Below are 18316 nucleotides of genomic sequence, written 5' to 3' on the forward strand. Positions count from 1 at the left end.
GGATATAGATGAAGGAGCTGAGCTTAATGGTTGTAAAACAAATACGAACACATTTGACTCAGTTACTCAGTGAATTTGAAGAGCAGGTAACGTTACGACCCCACACAATTTTTGTAGTAGGGTGCTCTACATCTGAAGTGATTGGTCAGAAAATTGGCACAGCGGGAGCGTTGGAGATAGCAGAAGCTATTTTTGAGCCGTTACAAGAATTTGCAGCAAAGCATCAATTGCTTTTAGCATTCCAAGGTTGTGAGCATATAAATCGCGCCATTACTATGGAAGCATCAACAGCTGAAAAATTTGGCTATGATCCAGTAGCAGTTGTCCCAGTACGCACGGCAGGCGGCTCAATGTCAGCATATGCCTATACGCAATTTGATAACCCAGTGATTGTTGAAACAATACAGGCACATGCAGGTATTGATATTGGACAAACATTAATCGGTATGCATTTGAAAGCAGTAGCTGTACCTGTTCGAACATCAGTAAAAATGGTAGGAGAAGCTGTTGTGACGATTGCAACAACACGTCCTAAGCTAATTGGCGGAGAACGTGCAGTATATAAATAATTACCACCCTATTTAGTGGTAAAGATGAATAACGATACTTTAGGAGGCTTTTTCAAACATGGCATATGAAAAATTAGCAGTACAAGACAAAGCAGTATTAGATGGAATTCTTGCAGAAAAAACACGTCAGCAAGCAAATATTGAATTGATTGCATCAGAAAACTTTGTATCCGAAGCAGTGATGGAAGCGCAAGGATCTGTACTGACAAATAAATACGCTGAAGGTTATCCTGGTAAACGCTATTATGGTGGCTGTGAGCATGTAGACGTAGTAGAAGATATTGCACGTGATCGTGTAAAAGAACTCTTCGGAGCAGAATATGCAAATGTACAACCTCACTCAGGTGCACAGGCAAACATGGCTGTTTACCATACGATTCTAGAACCAGGTGACACAGTTCTTGGTATGAACCTTTCACATGGTGGTCACTTAACACATGGTTCTCCAGTAAACTTCTCTGGAATTCTATATAATTTTGTAGAGTATGGAGTAACTCAAGATACACAAGTGATTGATTATGAAGATGTACGACAAAAGGCTTTAGAGCATAAACCGAAACTTATTGTTGCAGGTGCATCTGCTTATCCACGTGAAATTGACTTCTCTAAATTCCGTGAAATTGCAGATGAAGTGGGTGCCTATTTCATGGTGGATATGGCACACATTGCTGGACTTGTTGCTGCTGGCGAACATCAATCACCAGTGCCATATGCTGATTTTGTTACATCAACTACACATAAAACATTACGTGGACCACGTGGTGGATTAATTCTTGCTTCAAAAGAATGGGAGCAAAAATTAAATAAATCTGTATTCCCAGGAATTCAAGGTGGCCCATTAATGCATGTTATCGCTGCAAAAGCTGTAGCATTTGGAGAAGCTTTACAACCAGAATTTAAAGACTATGCAAAACAAATTAAAGCCAATGCAAAGGCTTTAGCAGAAGTATTAATTGCTGAGGGTGTTGAAATTGTTTCTGGTGGTACAGATAACCATTTATTATTGCTAAATGTTAAATCTCTTGGTTTAACAGGTAAAGTAGCAGAGCACGCACTAGATGAAGTGGGTATTACAACAAATAAAAATACAATCCCTTACGATACTGAATCTCCATTTGTCACTTCTGGAATTCGTATTGGTACTCCAGCTGTCACTTCTCGTGGCTTTAAAGAGGAAGATATGAAAGAAGTAGGAGCAATTATAGCAGCTGTTCTTAAAAACCCTGAAGATGAGGCAGTTAAAGCAGATGCAAAAGATCGTGTGAAGGCATTAACTGATAAGCATCCATTATATGTATAATCAATAGAATAATAGCTGTGTTTAAAGTACAAAATTTACTTTAAATACAGCTTTTTATTTTGGAAATGAAAGATTAAACTGTAAAAAACATCTTTTTTCTAATAAAGTAGAATAATCCTCTTATTTTTGAATAAATTTACATAAAAACGGTATAAAGGGATATATTATAGTAGGCAGAGGACAGATAGTGTCCTAGAAAAGAAGTTTTTTTTAATAAAAGTGAAAATTTAATTAAATTTTATGTACAATGGAAATGAGATGAAGTGATAGAAAAGGAGGGGTTGGATGGTCACTAAATCGTTAAACACAGATTATGATGTATTATTAAACAGCATTCGCAAATTAGGGAATAATTCTAAAGAAAGCTACGTTATTTTTGATGCGACAAAGCATCATTGCATATTGGAGTGTAATGATTCTTTTTGTATGCTTACTAATGCTGCACGTTCACAAGTTCTCAATACTGATTATTTTTCATGGCTATCTATGGACGAAAAAAAGACAACCATTGAAATGATTAAAGAAAAAATACATAACGGAATAATGGTGCAGGCGAAGCTATATCATAACGGCATCAATAAACCTCCCTTCTGGGCAGAAATACAAGCATTACCATTTTGCAATGATGCAAATATAACGCAATTTGTTTTAGTATTTGTGAAGGATGTTACATATTATCATACGGAAGACTTCTTAATGCGTTTAGAAAATGATATGTACAGGGCAATTGAGAAGGAGTTTACTTTCGAACAAAAGATGAAGATTATTTGTCACGGTCTCGATGAATTTTTTATGCCAAATATTGCGAGTATGGTGCTTATAAAAACAGAAGTAAACCAATTACAAGTTTTCATAGGAGATAATCAAACAGAGAGCGTACCAAGATGCTGTGCAAACAATGATTTCTTTAATAAGGTCATGCAATCAGAAACATCTACTTTCATAGAGAACTTAGATGAAGTGAATATTCCTGAAGAACATAAGCAATATGCTTCGCTAGCGAAAAAGCCGCATGGATGGTTTATACCTATACGCAATCAACAGCGGCAAGTAATAGGTGTTTTTTCGATCTTTAGCCAAAAAACACAAAGTGACCAAATGTTTAAAAATATGTTTCGAAAAATAGGTGCTCTTGTTGCATTGGCTTATTCGTATGCAAGGACGCAGAAAAAAATTTGGGATTTAGCCTATACAGACATTACAACAGGTTTACCTAATCGTCACAGCTTTGTTAATACGATTGAAAGAGAAGTTCAACAGGGTCAAAGCGGCTTTATTAAAATATTAAAACCTAGTGAATTTCATCAAGTAGTTGAACTGTATGGCCGTGAAATTGGTGATGAACTATTAAGACAACTTGCCAAACGTCTTGAGCAAGACAAATCGGAAAATAATGAGTATGTTGCTAGATTTACAAGCTCTAGTTTGATTATGACTACAATGTCACTTCATGAAAATTTGCATGATTATGAGATGAGAATAAAAGAAACGATTCGCCAGCCTTTTATTATAGGAGGAAAGCAAATCTATATTACATTAAAAACGGGAATTGCTTCCTATAATGATGACATAAATATTAATGATGCGATCCGTTTTGCAGATAATGCGTTATCCTTTGCAATTGATCGACCAGGCACACATACAGAAATATTTACAACAGAGAAAAATGATGTGCTTGTACAGAAGATGACAGTCTTGAATCATTTATCAGAAGCCATCAAAAATAAAGAAATTACAGTCCATTTACAGCCTAAAGTAGATTTACGCAATGGAGAAATTCAAAGTATTGAAGCACTTGCAAGGTGGATTTCTCCAAAATTGGGTTTTGTTTCACCAGCAGTCTTTATTCCAGTAGCAGAGAGTGCTGGTAAGGTTCGAGAAATTGATGTGCTTATTTTAGAGACGGTACTCTCATGGCTTTCAGAACGACAACGCTTGGGAAAGAAATTAGTGAAAATAGCTGTCAATATTTCACCTGATCATTTTTACTACACACACTTTGTTCAGGACACGCTGAAACTTGTACAGAAATATAAAATTGACCCTAGCTACATTATCTTAGAAGTGACAGAAAATATTGGTTTAGTAGATTTTCAATCAGCCTATAAGATCATTCAAGAGCTAAAGAGCTATGGCTTTAAAACATCCGTAGATGATTTTGGAACAGGCTTTTCTTCATTGAGCTATTTGCAACAACTGCCATTTGCTGAATTAAAGATTGATCGTAGCTTTATTAATGCTATTGAAGATCCTGCAACACTTGCTATTGTTCGCTCTATCATTCAGTTAGCATTAAATTTAGGAATGATTTCAGTGGCAGAGGGCATAGAGACAGAGGAACAGGTTGAGATTCTACGTGCGCTAGGTTGCACTGTAGGACAAGGTTATTTCTATTTTAAGCCAATGCCAATTGAACAATTAGATATAATCCTTGATCAATAATTTAGTTTTGATAAAAGAATAGATGATAAATGGAGTTGTCCTAAATTTATTTTTGAGGCGACTCCTTTTTTCTGTTATACTAGTTGAGATAAAAATGAATCCGAACGGTGAGGAGAGAATCCCTTTGAGCAAAGTCTATGTATTTGATCATCCACTAATCCAACACAAATTAACTTATATTCGCGACAAGAATACAGGAACAAAAGAATTTCGTGAGCTAGTAGACGAAGTGGCAACACTAATGGCATTTGAAATTACACGTGATATGCCAGTAGAGGAAATTGAAATTGAAACACCTGTAACAATTGCAAAAACAAAAGTACTTTCTGGTAAAAAACTTGCAATCGTACCGATTCTACGTGCAGGTATCGGCATGGTGGATGGCGTATTAAAGCTTATCCCAGCTGCAAAAGTTGGTCATATTGGTCTTTATCGTGATCCAGAAACATTAAAACCAGTTGAATATTATGCAAAACTTCCTGCAGATGTTGAAGAACGTGATTTCATCATTGTAGATCCAATGCTTGCAACTGGTGGTTCTGCAGTGGAGGCAATTCATTCATTGAAAAAGCGTGGAGCTAAAAACATTAAATTCATGTGCTTAATCGCTGCTCCAGAGGGTGTAAAAGCTATTCAAGAAGAACATTCGGATGTAGATATTTACATTGCTGCACTTGATGAAAAATTAAATGACCATGGCTATATTGTACCTGGCTTAGGTGATGCGGGAGACCGCCTATTCGGTACAAAATAAAAATCAATACATGATATTTCCTCATTTAGGAAACTAATAACTTGTGAAAGCGTCCTTCAAATTGAAGGGCGTTTCATAGTATGTGTAGGTAAGTAACCCCTCATCATCGGGTAGATTGACCTTACATACAATAACAAAAAGGACGGTGCAGATCGTTTTGACAAAGAAATGGAAAGTAATGACGATTTTTGGTACAAGACCAGAAGCAATAAAAATGGCTCCTCTTGTTTTGGAGTTACAAAAGTATCCTAAGCAAATAGAATCTATTGTAACGGTAACAGCACAGCATCGCCAAATGCTCGATCAAGTATTAGAGACATTTAGTATTACACCAAACTATGACTTAAATATTATGAAGGATCGCCAAACATTAATTGATGTAACGACAAACGCCTTACAGGGTTTAGATAAAGTAATGAAAGAAGCACAACCAGATATCGTTTTAGTACATGGTGATACAGCGACGACTTTCATTGCGAGTCTTGCTGCGTTCTATAACCAAATTGCTATAGGGCATGTAGAAGCGGGACTTCGAACATGGAACAAATATTCACCATATCCAGAGGAAATGAATCGTCAACTAACAGGCGTGATGGCTGATTTACATTTTGCGCCAACAGAAGTATCTAAAAAGAATCTATTAGATGAGAATAAAAATCCAGAGACAATTTTTGTTACAGGAAATACAGCAATAGACGCATTAGCAACAACGGTCAGTGAACACTACACACATCCGGTATTAGATAAAATAGGCGAAGATCGTATGATTTTATTAACGGCACATCGTCGTGAAAATCTTGGTGAGCCAATGCGCCATATGTTTAAAGCGATTACCAGAATACTAGCAGAACATGAAGATGTTCAAGTTGTTTATCCAGTTCATATGAATCCGGCTGTAAGAGAAATTGCGAATGAAATTTTAGGGAATAATAAACGAGTGCATTTAATTGAGCCTCTTGAAGTATTTGATTTCCATAACTTTGCAGCAAATTCATATATGATCTTAACGGATTCAGGTGGTGTGCAAGAAGAGGCCCCTTCATTAGGGAAGCCGGTACTTGTACTTAGAGATACAACAGAACGTCCAGAAGGGATTGCAGCAGGAACATTAAAGCTAGCAGGCACAGAAGAGGAAACAATTTATGCCCTAGCAAAGGAATTACTAACAGATAATAATGCCTACGAAGCAATGGCTAAAGCATCAAATCCATATGGTGATGGACATGCATCTAAGCGTATTGTTGAAGCGTTGCTAGGATTTTTACAAAAAACTAAATAAAATACTATATTTTATAATAAAAATAAGTCTAATGTACCTGTTGAAATGGGTAAGCTAATTTACGAGCATAATCTTGTCGTAAATTAGCTTTTTTTATGCGTGAGCAGGTTTTGAAATTTTGAAACTATGAAATTTCATACACAAATTTGTCAACAATTTGACAAGAGTATAGAGGCTGTGAAGTTTTTCTCCTTTACCAATTGACTTCAAATATCACCTATTGTATGCTTACAAAGGGTAAGAATGATAAGGGTTTCTGTTCATAAATAGGACGTTGAAACACTTGTTATATCAACTTTCTACTAAATTGACAGTTCAAAATAAAACTGTCGATTTGCAACGTTTTGTGCGTTTCGGTTTTTACCGAGTCGGTAAGGGGTGTAAGTTATTTTTTTGGGCATTTACACCTGTAATTGAAATGACTCTCCCATTACTATTCCGCTGTGAGTAGTGCTTTTCACTGCTCTTTTCTGATTTCACATAGTGGTCAGCAAACGTTTTCATTACTCGAAAAAACGATTCAGGAGATTACAACCAATGCTAGATTTGCATCACATTTTTGCTGTGCAGAAGAGGGCGTTATTTTTTTTGCTTGCACTCTGCGCATTAGGCTGGGGATTTACCCCCTATCAAACTGTTTTTGCGGGCATCGCAGTCGGTGCATTCTTTGGTACGTATAATTTTTGGATTCTAGTTCGGCGTATGGAGAAGTTTGACAGATCCATTAGTGAAGGGAAGAAAATAGGCTCACTTGGTACAGCGCTTCGCTTTGGATCAGGTGTTGCGGCAGTCGCAATAGCCATTTCGTTGCCAAACTATTTTCACTTAATTAGCACGGTTATAGGGCTAATGATTCCGTACGTTTTTCTCTTTGTCGAGAGAATTGTGTCACATGTAAGGAACCGCTAATGTGCTTTAAATTAGAAAGAGAGGTGAAAAATAACAATGAATCATGAAGCTCCGTTACTAGAAGTCGGTTTTTTAACATTTAACTTATCGACAGTTATGATGTTACTAGTTGCAGCAATTATCGTATTTTTAATTGCCTTTATTTCAACTAGAAGCCTAAAGTTAAAACCTACTGGTATGCAAAACTTTATGGAATGGATTATGGATTTCGTTAAGAATATCATTAAAAGTAACATGGATTGGAAAACTGGTGGTCGATTCCACGTTCTAGGTATCACACTAATTATGTTTATCGCAGTATCTAACTTACTAGGTCTTCCTTTCTCAATTGTCTATGGGCATGAGCTATGGTGGAAATCACCAACAGCTGACCCTACAGTAACGATGACGTTAGCAGCAATGATATTAGTCTTAACGCATTTCTATGGTGTAAAAATGAAGGGTACAGGTCATTATGTAGGTACATTCTTCAAACCAATGTCATTCATGTTCCCACTTAAATTAGTAGAAGAATTTGCAAACACATTAACATTAGGTTTACGTCTTTACGGTAACATTTACGCGGGTGAGATTTTACTTGGCTTACTTGCAGGTTTAGCATCATCAGGTGCTGTGGGATTCATCGGGGCAATCGTTCCTATGATGGCATGGCAAGGTTTCTCAATTTTCATCGGCTTTATCCAAGCCTTTATCTTTACAATGTTAACAATGGTTTACATGGCTCATAAAGTGAGCGATGACCATTAATATAAAGCATATACCCTATGCTTGAACAACAAAAACAAACAATTCCAAGGAGGAAATTTTCAAATGACAGGTTCATTAGGTTTATTAGCAGCAGCAATCGCAATCGGTTTAGGTGCACTTGGTGCAGGTATTGGTAACGGTCTTATCGTATCAAAAACAGTAGAAGGTATCGCTCGCCAACCAGAAGCTCGTGGCGTTCTTCAAACTACAATGTTCATCGGGGTTGCATTAGTTGAGGCCCTACCGATCATCGCAGTAGTAGTAGCATTCATCGTAATGAACAAATAATTCAGTTGAACACTGAATTTTACTAGTGGCGAAGCAGGATTCTCCAGATGAAACTTCGCCCTTCATTTTGGAACGGATAAAAGCTATGTGTAAATATAGCTTTTTAAAATAGGTAGTTTTTTAGTCACTATATTATGTTGAAGTTAAAGCTCTTGAAGGGAGTGAAACAATCGTGTTTTTAGATAATCTTGTACTAGGTGCAGGCGGTGCTTCGTTAAATAGTGGAGATATCATCGCAACATTAGTTATTTTCATAGTATTAATGTTACTACTTAAGAAATTCGCTTGGGGTCCACTTATGGGCATTATGCAACAACGTGAAGAATTAGTAGCGAGTGAAATCGAAGCAGCTGAAAAAGCGCGCAAAGAATCGCACCAATTTTTAGAAGAACAAAAGAGCCTTCTTAAGGAAGCTCGTACAGAAGCACAATCGATTGTTGAGGGCGCTAAGAAGCAAGGCGAATTACAAAAAGAAGAAATTCTTACTGTAGCTCGTAATGAAGCAAACCGCTTAAAAGAATCGGCTTTACGTGAAATCGAGTCTGAAAAAGAAAAAGCTATTGCAGCTGTACGTGATGAAGTCGTTTCATTATCTGTACTTGCAGCATCTAAAGTCCTTAGCAAAGAGATTTCTGAGGCAGACAACCGTGCTCTAATTGAAGAGACGATTGCGAAGGCAGGGGAAGCTCGATGAGTAATTCAACTGTAGCAAAACGTTACGCTCAAGCGCTTTTTGAATTGGCGCAACAAAAAAATATTCTTACTGAAGTAGGAGCAGACTTAAGTGAACTAACAAAAGTAGTAAAAGAATCTCCTGATTTTTTAACGCTTTTAAATGCACCTAAGTTCTCCGTGGAACGAAAAAAACAAATGGTAGCTGACATCTTTAATGGTGCAACACCAGAAGTTTTACACACAGTTCAACTTCTAGTCGAGAAAAAACGTGTAAACGAGATGACACAAATTGCTAAGGCATATGCTGAACTTGCTGCACAAGCACAAGGCACTGCAGATGCAACAGTATTTTCAACACGTGCACTTTCTGCAGAAGAAAGCGCTAATATTTCAGCAGCGTTCGCGAAACTTGTTGGAAAACAATCATTAAATATTACAAACGAAGTTGATCCATCTTTACTTGGTGGTATTCGTGTTCAAATCGGTAACCATATTTATGATAGCTCAGTAGCAAACAAACTAGAGCGTCTAAAACGTGAATTAATCGGTTAATAATTTAGAAATGTGAGAGGTGACATACATGGGCATCAAGGCTGAAGAAATCAGCAGTCTGATTAAACAACAGATTGAGAATTATGAATCTGAACTTAAAGTAAGCGAAGTTGGTACAGTTATCCGTATTGGTGACGGTATTGCTCTTGCTCATGGCCTCGACAACGCCATGGCTGGAGAACTACTAGAGTTCTCTAATGGTGTTATGGGTATGGCTCAAAACCTAGAAGAAGGTAACGTTGGTATCGTAATCTTAGGTCCATACACTGACATCAAAGAAGGCGATGAAGTTCGTCGTACAGGTCGTATCATGGAAGTACCAGTTGGTGAAGAACTAATTGGTCGTGTTGTAAACCCACTTGGACAACCAGTGGATGGACAAGGTCCTATCAACACTACAAAATCTCGTCCAATCGAAAGTCCTGCTTTCGGTGTAATGGCTCGTAAATCAGTACACGAACCACTACAAACTGGTATTAAAGCGATTGACGCATTAGTACCAATCGGTCGTGGTCAACGTGAGTTAATCATCGGTGACCGTCAAACAGGTAAAACATCTGTAGCTATCGATACAATTCTTAACCAAAATGACCAAAACATGATTTGTATCTACGTAGCAATCGGTCAAAAAGAATCTACTGTACGTGGTGTTGTAGAAACTCTTCGTAAACATGGCGCTTTAGATTACACAATCGTTGTGACAGCTTCTGCTTCTCAACCAGCTCCATTATTATTCTTAGCACCATTTGCTGGTGTATCTATGGCTGAAGAATTCATGTTACAAGGTAAACACGTATTAATCGTGTATGATGATCTTTCTAAACAAGCATCAGCTTACCGTGAACTTTCACTTCTTCTTCGCCGTCCTCCAGGTCGTGAAGCATATCCTGGTGACGTTTTCTACTTACACAGCCGCTTACTTGAACGTGCTGCGAAGTTAAATGAAACATATCAAAATGGTTCAATTACAGCTCTTCCATTCGTTGAGACACAAGCTGGGGATATCTCTGCATACATCCCAACTAACGTAATCTCAATCACTGATGGACAAATCTTCTTACAATCTGACTTATTCAACTCAGGTGTACGTCCAGCGATTAACGCCGGTCTTTCTGTATCACGTGTAGGTGGATCTGCTCAAATTAAAGCGATGAAAAAAGTTGCGGGTACACTACGTCTTGACTTAGCTGCATTCCGTGAGCTTGAATCATTTGCTCAATTTGGTTCAGATTTAGATAAAGTAACACTTGCTAAACTTGAGCGTGGTAAACGTACGGTTGAAGTTCTTAAACAAGACCTTAACAAACCACTAAAAGTTGAAAAGCAAGTTGCGATCCTTTACGCATTAACTAAAGGTCATTTAGATGATATTCCAGTACAAGATATCGTTCGCTTCGAATCAGAATTCTTAAGCTGGTTAGATTCAAACCACACAAACGTTTTAGATCATGTTCGTACTACTAAAGAGCTTGCTCCTGATGCGGATTATGAAGCAGCAATCAATGCATTCAAAAAAACTTTCGCTAAATCAGAATAAGTTCTAGCTAGTCACTTGATTAAAAAACAGAAGGTGGTGAAATACCAGTGGTAAACTTACGCGAAATTAAAGGTCGTATTACTTCAACAAAGAGTACGAAGCAAATTACAAAAGCAATGCAGATGGTTTCTTCTTCTAAGTTACGTCGTGCAGAGCAAAATGCTAAAGCTTACGTTCCTTACATGGAAAAAATTCAGGACGTAGTAGGCGCGATCGCTTCAGGCACAAAAGACAGCGGACATCCAATGTTAACTGCTCGTCCTGTTAAGAAAACGGCTTACTTAGTCATTGGTTCTGACCGTGGTCTTGCAGGTGCTTACAACTCAAGTATCCTACGTCAAGTACAACGTACAATTAACGAGCGTCATAAATCAAAAGACGAATACGTTATTTTAGCAGTAGGTCGTGTTGTTCGTGACTACTTTGTGAAACGTGATCATAATGTCATCAGTAATGTTGTCGGTCTACCTGACCAACCGACATTTGCTGATATAAAAGAAATCGCTCGTAATGCTGTTGGTATGTTCATTGATGGTACGTATGACGAACTTTATATGTACTATAATCACTTTGTCAGCGCTATTGCTAGCGAAGTGACAGAGAAAAAACTTCTTCCATTAACAGATATTGCCCCTGCAAGCGGTACTGCTTCTTATGAATTCGAGCCATCTGGTGAAGCAATTCTAGAAGTTTTACTTCCACAATATGCGGAAAGCTTAGTTTATGGCGCATTATTAGATGGAAAAGCAAGTGAACATGCTTCTCGTATGACGGCTATGAAAAATGCAACAGATAATGCAACTGATCTTATTTCAGACCTTTCTTTGCAATATAACCGTGCACGTCAAGCGGCGATTACACAAGAAATTACAGAAATCGTTGGTGGAGCTGCAGCCTTAGAATAGGCAAGCAGCTTCCCAATGTCGTATAAGAATACGATAGGAGGGTACACAGTAATGAATAAAGGACATGTTATTCAAGTAATGGGTCCAGTTGTTGACGTTAAATTCGACAATGGCCAATTACCAGCAATCTATAACGCTTTAACTGTTAAGATTGAACGTCCTAATGAAGAACCAACAATTCTTGCATTAGAAGTTGCGCTTCATTTAGGTGATGATTCTGTTCGTACAATTGCGATGTCATCTACTGATGGCTTACAACGTGGAGCAGAAGTAACAGACTTAGGAAAAGCTATCTCAGTACCAGTTGGTGAAGTTACACTAGGTCGTGTATTCAACGTACTTGGAGAAGTAATTGACTTAGGTGAAGAGATTCCAGCAGACGCACGTCGTGATTCAATTCACCGTGAAGCACCAACTTTCGAGAATCTTTCAACTACAGTTGAAATTCTTGAAACAGGTATCAAAGTAGTAGACTTACTTGCACCATATATCAAAGGTGGTAAAATCGGTCTATTCGGTGGTGCCGGTGTAGGTAAAACTGTATTAATCCAAGAATTAATCAACAATATCGCACAAGAGCACTCTGGTATCTCTGTATTCGCTGGTGTAGGTGAGCGTACTCGTGAAGGGAACGACTTATTCTTCGAAATGAGCGATTCAGGCGTTATCAAGCAAACAGCGATGGTATTCGGTCAAATGAACGAGCCACCTGGTGCACGTATGCGTGTAGCTTTAACTGGTCTTACAATGGCGGAATACTTCCGTGATGAGCAAGGCCAAGACGTACTTTTATTCATCGACAATATCTTCCGTTTCACACAAGCAGGTTCTGAGGTTTCTGCCCTATTAGGTCGTATGCCTTCTGCGGTAGGTTACCAACCAACACTTGCTACTGAAATGGGTAAACTACAAGAGCGTATCACATCTACGAACAAAGGATCTGTAACTTCTATTCAAGCGATTTATGTACCAGCCGATGACTATACTGACCCGGCTCCAGCTACAACTTTCGCCCACTTAGATGCAACAACTAACCTTGAGCGTAAATTATCTGAAATGGGTATCTATCCAGCGGTTGACCCATTAGCTTCGACTTCTCGTGCATTATCACCTGAAATCGTAGGCGCTGAGCACTACGCAATTGCTACTGGTGTGCAACGTACAATCCAACGTTACCGTGAATTACAAGATATCATTGCAATCTTAGGTATGGATGAATTATCTGATGAAGATAAACAAACAGTAGAACGTGCTCGTCGTATTCAATTCTTCTTATCACAAAACTTCCACGTTGCGGAACAATTCACTGGTCAAAAAGGTTCTTATGTACCTGTAAAAGAAACTGTTCGTTCATTCAAGGAAATCCTTGATGGCAAATGGGATCACCTACCAGAAGATGCTTTCCGTCTAGTTGGTTCAATTGATGAAGTAGTTGAAAAAGCGAAAAGCATGGGCGTAGAGGTTTAATACTAGGGACGAGGAGGAAAAAATATGAAGACAGTTCTAGTCAATATTGTCACTCCCGACGGCCCAGTATACGATTCTGAAGTATCAATGGTAATCGCTAAAACAACTTCAGGAGAAATCGGTGTTCTTGCAGGCCATATTCCAATGGTTGCTCCACTTGCAATTGGTGCAGTGAAGCTTAAAAAAGAAAACGGTTCGACTGATATTGTTGCTGTAAGCGGTGGTTTCATTGAAGTTCGTCCAGAAAAAATCTCAATTTTAGCGCCGTCTGCTGAAATTGCTGAAAACATCGATGTTCAACGTGCTAAAGAAGCCGTTAAACGTGCTGAAGGACGTCTTCAAAGTAAACAAGACAACATTGATTTCAAACGTGCTGACCTAGCATTAAAACGTGCGTTGAATCGTATCAACGTTCATGAGGGTAATATCTAATTCATTTTTAACGGGCAGATATCGCATCTGCCCGTTTTTTAAGGTGAATAAACAGATTGTGATTGTAGGAGAAACGGAGGATGCCGCATGGAAATATATGAAGCGATAGGGCAAGAAGCTTTATTGGGAATTTTATCTCATCTATTTTTTATTGCTATTACTTTTTACGCATTACAAGCTTTTATGATCGAAAAACTATTTAAAAAGAATCGAGTTTTTCAAATTCAGCTCATTTATATATTACTTAGTATTGCGATAGGCTCAGCAGTATCTAATTTCTTTCTTCAAATCTCTAGCTGGTCAGGCAAACTTCCTTATTTATTTTAAAGAATTCGTTTCTCTTTTAAATAAATTCATATGTCTACATGCTTCAAAGGACTTTATAATACCCTTTGTGTGGCCCTTTGAACTATGTAAAAAGACTGATCAACACTGGATACGCAATCTAATGACGCCAACACATTAGATTATTATAAGCTTTACGCTATTAGCTACCAAGATAGCCATTGATAAATGTACGATAATAGGTGCCCACCACTTTTTTTATAGAAATTAAGTGAAAAGTTGTTTTTTATTCATATATCTTTGGGTATGTATTAGAAGCGAACGGGTTATTGGTCATTCACAAAAAAAAATTGGCAGCGTACAATAAATAAATAGCAAAATATCTAATAATGGCTTAAAATAGTGATTTGGACGCTTGAACGAGCGTTAGAAAAGTTGTACTATAGAGTTGTTTGTTTACTGATTATGACATTATACTTCTTTATTAAAATAAAAATTCGATAGGTTAATAGATTGAATTCGGAGGGACATAGGGTGGATAAAATAATAGTGACTGGCGGCCAAAAACTACAGGGAAAAGTACGTGTAGAGGGCGCAAAAAATGCAGTGTTACCAATCCTTGCAGCAGCTTTACTTGCTTCAAAAGGAGAAAATGTAATTAAAGAAGTCCCTAATTTAGCAGACGTCTTTACAATAAATGAAGTACTTAAAAGTTTAAACGCAGCAGTTACATATATACCTGAAGATAATGCCGTATATATAGATGCAACAAAAGAACTTTCAAGTGAAGCTCAATTTGAATTTGTTAGTAAAATGCGTGCATCTATTTTAGTAATGGGATCTCTACTTGCCCGTAATGGCTATGCTCGTGTGGCACTTCCTGGAGGCTGTGCAATTGGATCACGTCCGATTGAATTACATTTAAAAGGCTTTGAAGCAATGGGTGCAAAAATCTCATTTGGCCATGGCTATGTAGAGGCGAAGACAGAGGGTCGCTTAAAAGGGGCTAATGTGTATTTGGACTTCCCGAGTGTTGGGGCAACTGAAAATATTATGACAGCTGCATCTTTAGCTGAAGGGACAACTGTAATTGAAAATGCTGCGAAGGAACCTGAAATCGTGGATCTTGCAAACTTTATTAATAGTATGGGTGGCCGTGTAATCGGTGCGGGGACAAATACGATTCGTATCGAAGGAGTCGATACATTATATGGAGTAGAGCATCATATTATTCCAGACCGTATTGAAGCTGGTACATTTATGGTAGCAGCAGCCATTACTAGAGGAGATGTGGTGATTGAAAACGCAGTTCCTGAGCATATGACTGCTTTAATAGCTAAAATGCGTGAGATGGGCGTAGAAATTACAGAGTTGGATGAAGGAATCCGTGTACGAGTTCCTCAAACCCTAAAAGCAGTTGATATCAAAACAATGCCACATCCTGGTTTCCCAACAGATATGCAATCACAAATGATGGCGTTAATGCTTACTGCAGAAGGTACGAGTATTATTACAGAAACGGTATTCGAAAACCGCTTTATGCATGTTGAGGAGTTTCGTCGCATGAATGCTGGCGCTAAAATAGAGGGACGTTCTGTGTTTATCGAGGGGCCTGTGGATCTTCAGGGAGCTGAGGTTATGGCAACGGATTTACGAGCTGCGGCTGCATTAATTTTAGCAGGTCTTGTGTCTGAAGGCATGACACGTGTTACAAAGCTTCACCATTTAGATCGTGGTTATGTTGATTTCCATGGCAAATTAGCATCACTTGGTGCGAATATTGAACGTATTACAGAAGAAGTAGTGACAATTGAAGATGTAACAGTTGAATTGCCTACAAATTAAATAGATTTCAAAACCCTTTGCTTTTATGCAGAGGGTTTTTGTTTTCTCATAACTAAAAGAAATCTAGCATATTATTCCTTATGAAAAAATGGATGATTAGTATTGGTGTCATTTGCTTAATTGGGGCATTATATATGCTTCCTATAGTAGGGTTTAGTGAAAGACAAGAGGCTATCAAACCTCAAGCTAGTGATAAGAATGCTTGTGAAATATTTATAGAAGTGGAGGGGCAAGAAGAAAAAATCCCTTTGGAAACGTATATTACAGGGGTAGTTGCTGCAGAAATGCCTGTTTCTTTTAAAAAAGAGGCACTGAAGGCACAAGCCATTGCAGCACGCACATATGCGTTGAAAACGACAAATTACGGAAAAATTGCGATTGCTCCAACTGTGGCAAAGCAAGTCTTCTATGATGAAGAGCAAAGAAAGGCGAATTGGGCTAGCAATTTCCTGGGAAATGAAAAGAAAATTGTCGAAGCTATCAATGAAACGCAAGGACAAGTTATTCTTTATAATAATGAATTGATTACAGCCATGTTTCATTCAACAAGTAACGGTAAAACAGAAAGCGCTTATGGATATGGTGGAAATGATATTCCATATTTGCAAAGTGTTGCAAGTATATCAGATCAAGCATCACCAAAGTTTGAGGCTGTGCAAGAGTGGACTTTAGCTCAATGGAATAAGCTCTGGCCTATCCAATGGCAACCTAGTGATTTTAATCGTATCCAGTTATTTTATAATGACTCAGGGCGAGTAGAGCGTTTACAATTAGGAAATAATGTCTGGACAGGGAGAGAGGTAAGAACGCTTCTTGGTATTCCATCAACTGATTTCACTATCATCTTTAATGCCAATAAAAGAAAGGTTCAAGTGAAAACTCAGGGTTATGGTCATGGAGTGGGCATGAGTCAGTATGGAGCTGAGGCAATGGCAAATGAAGGGAAAACAGCTGCCGAAATTTTACACTATTATTATCAAGATATTGAAATAAAAAAAATAGATGCATGTTTAAAATAACTTCTAGTTGTTCACACTGCAACTAGAGGTGATGAAAATGAGAGAGGATAAAAATAACAAAGCTTCTCAAAACCAAGATCCAAATCAAAAGGAAAATGGCCAATTACAAAAGAAACCGTGGTTTTGGCCAGTAGTTTACACAGGTGGTGCACTTGTTCTAGCAGGATTGTTATTTGGTTACAATAGTCTCGTATCAAAAGTAGAAGAGGCTCCTTTACCAGATTTAGCTGAAGTAGATCCAGGTCCTGTAGTGGAAACAAATGCACGAACTGAAAGCATGAAGTATCCATTCAAAGAAGAGAATTTTAGTAAAGTACAAGTCTTACAAGAATTTTACGAGTTAGAGGCAAATGAAGAGTCTCGTGAAAATGCACTAATGGTATTTAATCAAACATTTACTACATCTTCTGGAATCTCTATTGCTATGAATGGTGAAGAATTTGAAGTACTAGCTGCTATGAGTGGTAAAGTACTAGAGGTAAAACTAGACGCATTTACAGGCAATAAGATCGTGATCGAGCATCCAAATGGTATGCAGACACATTATAGCTCTGTGAAGGATATCGCTGTTAAAGAAGGCGATGAGGTTACACAAGGTCAAGCATTAGGAAAAGCGACTGACAACGAGTGGAATCAAGCGGCTGGCGTCCACATGCATTTCGAAATTCTTGAAAACGGAAAATATATCAATCCGAAAAAATTACTAGCTTTTTAATGAGAAAAGCTAGTAACGCATAAAAAGTCAGCAATTTATCAAGAAAATGCAAAACGTGTTCTGAATAGCTTTGTCCTCACATAAGGTGAAGAAATGCGCAAATGTGCATCTGATTGCCAAAGCATTTTGTGAAATTGTGTGGAAAGGACGAAGAACGTGCATGAGCACATTCGGAAGCGCTGCATACGCCTCGGTGAATTACTGATTGAGACGCGTGAGACTGTGCGTGTCCTCGCGAAAATGACTGGTTATTCAAAAAGTACGGTGCACAAGGATTTAACAGAGCGATTACCAACAATTCATGAAGGATTAGCTGACCAAGTGAAAGAAATACTCGCCTACCATAAGGCCGTACGTCATATTCGCGGAGGAGAAGCAACGAAAAACAAGTGGAAAGAAAGAGCGAGTCAAGAATGATTCGTTCTTTTTTGTTGTGTTGGACAAGTATAAGTGGTGATTTTCTAAGGAATAGTAATTCTATATTATAGCCGTTCACTACCTAAAAAGAAAACAGTCTTATTCACTAAATTTAGGTGAAATTACCAATAGTATATGATAAAATATTCTAGATAAAGAGATAAAATGAACGTTATGTA

General features: G+C 38.0%; 19 protein-coding genes. All 19 read left to right on the plus strand.

Features of this window, described 5'->3' with window-relative positions; all coding sequences use genetic code 11:
- Positions 1–26 precede the first annotated feature (26 nt).
- The 19 genes from CD31_RS04700 to CD31_RS04790 all read left to right on the plus strand — a co-directional run bounded on the left by CD31_RS04700 (position 27) and on the right by CD31_RS04790 (position 18137).
- Positions 27–569 (plus strand): TIGR01440 family protein, encoded by a 543-nt coding sequence (locus CD31_RS04700; protein WP_016992753.1) that lies wholly within the window; start codon positions 27–29, stop codon positions 567–569.
- Positions 570–627: 58 nt separating this feature from the next.
- Entirely contained in the window at positions 628–1869 is a 1242-nt protein-coding gene (gene glyA, locus CD31_RS04705) for a serine hydroxymethyltransferase (RefSeq protein WP_036076085.1), read from the plus strand.
- 285 nt (positions 1870–2154) lie between these two features.
- Positions 2155–4311, plus strand: coding sequence for an EAL domain-containing protein (locus tag CD31_RS04710; RefSeq protein WP_036076086.1), 2157 nt, complete (start codon positions 2155–2157; stop codon positions 4309–4311).
- Positions 4312–4435: 124 nt separating this feature from the next.
- A complete protein-coding gene (gene upp / locus CD31_RS04715) occupies positions 4436–5065 on the plus strand; it encodes a uracil phosphoribosyltransferase (protein WP_004269470.1) in 630 nt (209 codons plus the stop codon).
- Positions 5066–5222: 157 nt separating this feature from the next.
- Positions 5223–6344, plus strand: coding sequence for a non-hydrolyzing UDP-N-acetylglucosamine 2-epimerase (gene wecB / locus CD31_RS04720; protein ID WP_036076087.1), 1122 nt, complete (start codon positions 5223–5225; stop codon positions 6342–6344).
- A gap of 537 nt (positions 6345–6881) precedes the next feature.
- Complete coding sequence (locus tag CD31_RS04725) at positions 6882–7253, plus strand: ATP synthase subunit I (protein WP_004269472.1); 372 nt, start codon at positions 6882–6884, stop codon at positions 7251–7253.
- 36 nt (positions 7254–7289) lie between these two features.
- On the plus strand, positions 7290–8000 hold the full coding sequence (gene atpB, locus CD31_RS04730; RefSeq protein ID WP_016992758.1) for a F0F1 ATP synthase subunit A: 711 nt from the start codon (positions 7290–7292) through the stop codon (positions 7998–8000).
- 63 nt (positions 8001–8063) lie between these two features.
- Positions 8064–8288, plus strand: a complete 225-nt coding sequence (gene atpE, locus CD31_RS04735; RefSeq protein ID WP_004269474.1) for a F0F1 ATP synthase subunit C — start codon at positions 8064–8066, stop codon at positions 8286–8288.
- Positions 8289–8460: 172 nt separating this feature from the next.
- A complete protein-coding gene (atpF, locus tag CD31_RS04740) occupies positions 8461–8982 on the plus strand; it encodes a F0F1 ATP synthase subunit B (RefSeq protein ID WP_016992759.1) in 522 nt (173 codons plus the stop codon).
- The gene (locus CD31_RS04745) at positions 8979–9515 is read left to right on the plus strand and encodes a F0F1 ATP synthase subunit delta (RefSeq protein ID WP_036076089.1); all 537 of its coding nucleotides are present in this window, start codon (positions 8979–8981) and stop codon (positions 9513–9515) included. The genes atpF and CD31_RS04745 overlap by 4 nt, the downstream gene beginning before the upstream one ends.
- Positions 9516–9543: 28 nt before the next feature.
- Complete coding sequence (gene atpA / locus CD31_RS04750; protein WP_004269477.1) at positions 9544–11052, plus strand: F0F1 ATP synthase subunit alpha; 1509 nt, start codon at positions 9544–9546, stop codon at positions 11050–11052.
- 47 nt (positions 11053–11099) lie between these two features.
- The gene (gene atpG, locus CD31_RS04755; protein WP_004269478.1) at positions 11100–11957 is read left to right on the plus strand and encodes an ATP synthase F1 subunit gamma; all 858 of its coding nucleotides are present in this window, start codon (positions 11100–11102) and stop codon (positions 11955–11957) included.
- 51 nt (positions 11958–12008) lie between these two features.
- On the plus strand, positions 12009–13424 hold the full coding sequence (gene atpD / locus CD31_RS04760) for a F0F1 ATP synthase subunit beta (RefSeq protein ID WP_004269479.1): 1416 nt from the start codon (positions 12009–12011) through the stop codon (positions 13422–13424).
- A gap of 24 nt (positions 13425–13448) precedes the next feature.
- Positions 13449–13856 carry a F0F1 ATP synthase subunit epsilon gene (locus CD31_RS04765; RefSeq protein ID WP_016992762.1) on the plus strand — a complete coding sequence of 136 codons (408 nt, stop codon included), beginning with the start codon at positions 13449–13451 and terminating at the stop codon, positions 13854–13856.
- An 87-nt stretch (positions 13857–13943) separates the two neighbouring features.
- Entirely contained in the window at positions 13944–14183 is a 240-nt protein-coding gene (locus CD31_RS04770) for a DUF1146 family protein (RefSeq protein WP_004269481.1), read from the plus strand.
- A 492-nt stretch (positions 14184–14675) separates the two neighbouring features.
- Positions 14676–15986: a UDP-N-acetylglucosamine 1-carboxyvinyltransferase gene (gene murA, locus CD31_RS04775; RefSeq protein WP_036076091.1), complete on the plus strand. Its 1311-nt coding sequence runs from the start codon at positions 14676–14678 to the stop codon at positions 15984–15986.
- Between the two features lie 80 nt (positions 15987–16066).
- Positions 16067–17005, plus strand: a complete 939-nt coding sequence (spoIID, locus tag CD31_RS04780; protein ID WP_036076092.1) for a stage II sporulation protein D — start codon at positions 16067–16069, stop codon at positions 17003–17005.
- A gap of 37 nt (positions 17006–17042) precedes the next feature.
- Positions 17043–17720 carry a M23 family metallopeptidase gene (locus tag CD31_RS04785; protein WP_016991803.1) on the plus strand — a complete coding sequence of 226 codons (678 nt, stop codon included), beginning with the start codon at positions 17043–17045 and terminating at the stop codon, positions 17718–17720.
- A gap of 156 nt (positions 17721–17876) precedes the next feature.
- Complete coding sequence (locus tag CD31_RS04790; protein ID WP_004269485.1) at positions 17877–18137, plus strand: sporulation transcriptional regulator SpoIIID; 261 nt, start codon at positions 17877–17879, stop codon at positions 18135–18137.
- The last annotated feature ends 179 nt before the right edge of the window (positions 18138–18316 follow it).

Source organism: Lysinibacillus boronitolerans JCM 21713 = 10a = NBRC 103108, assembly GCF_000772935.1.
Lineage (GTDB): Bacteria > Bacillota > Bacilli > Bacillales_A > Planococcaceae > Lysinibacillus > Lysinibacillus boronitolerans.

Excerpts from the sequence above, each read along its gene's own strand:
- atpB (WP_016992758.1), top strand. The coding sequence starts at position 7,290 with ATGAATCATGAAGCTCCGTTACTAGAAGTCGGTTTTTTAACATTTAAC.
- CD31_RS04725 (WP_004269472.1), top strand. The coding sequence starts at position 6,882 with ATGCTAGATTTGCATCACATTTTTGCTGTGCAGAAGAGGGCGTTATTT.
- atpA (WP_004269477.1), top strand. The coding sequence starts at position 9,544 with ATGGGCATCAAGGCTGAAGAAATCAGCAGTCTGATTAAACAACAGATT.
- atpD (WP_004269479.1), top strand. The coding sequence starts at position 12,009 with ATGAATAAAGGACATGTTATTCAAGTAATGGGTCCAGTTGTTGACGTT.
- glyA (WP_036076085.1), top strand. The coding sequence starts at position 628 with ATGGCATATGAAAAATTAGCAGTACAAGACAAAGCAGTATTAGATGGA.
- CD31_RS04745 (WP_036076089.1), top strand. The coding sequence starts at position 8,979 with ATGAGTAATTCAACTGTAGCAAAACGTTACGCTCAAGCGCTTTTTGAA.
- CD31_RS04770 (WP_004269481.1), top strand. The coding sequence starts at position 13,944 with ATGGAAATATATGAAGCGATAGGGCAAGAAGCTTTATTGGGAATTTTA.
- CD31_RS04765 (WP_016992762.1), top strand. The coding sequence starts at position 13,449 with ATGAAGACAGTTCTAGTCAATATTGTCACTCCCGACGGCCCAGTATAC.
- spoIID (WP_036076092.1), top strand. The coding sequence starts at position 16,067 with ATGAAAAAATGGATGATTAGTATTGGTGTCATTTGCTTAATTGGGGCA.
- CD31_RS04700 (WP_016992753.1), top strand. The coding sequence starts at position 27 with ATGGTTGTAAAACAAATACGAACACATTTGACTCAGTTACTCAGTGAA.
- atpE (WP_004269474.1), top strand. The coding sequence starts at position 8,064 with ATGACAGGTTCATTAGGTTTATTAGCAGCAGCAATCGCAATCGGTTTA.
- CD31_RS04785 (WP_016991803.1), top strand. The coding sequence starts at position 17,043 with ATGAGAGAGGATAAAAATAACAAAGCTTCTCAAAACCAAGATCCAAAT.
- CD31_RS04710 (WP_036076086.1), top strand. The coding sequence starts at position 2,155 with ATGGTCACTAAATCGTTAAACACAGATTATGATGTATTATTAAACAGC.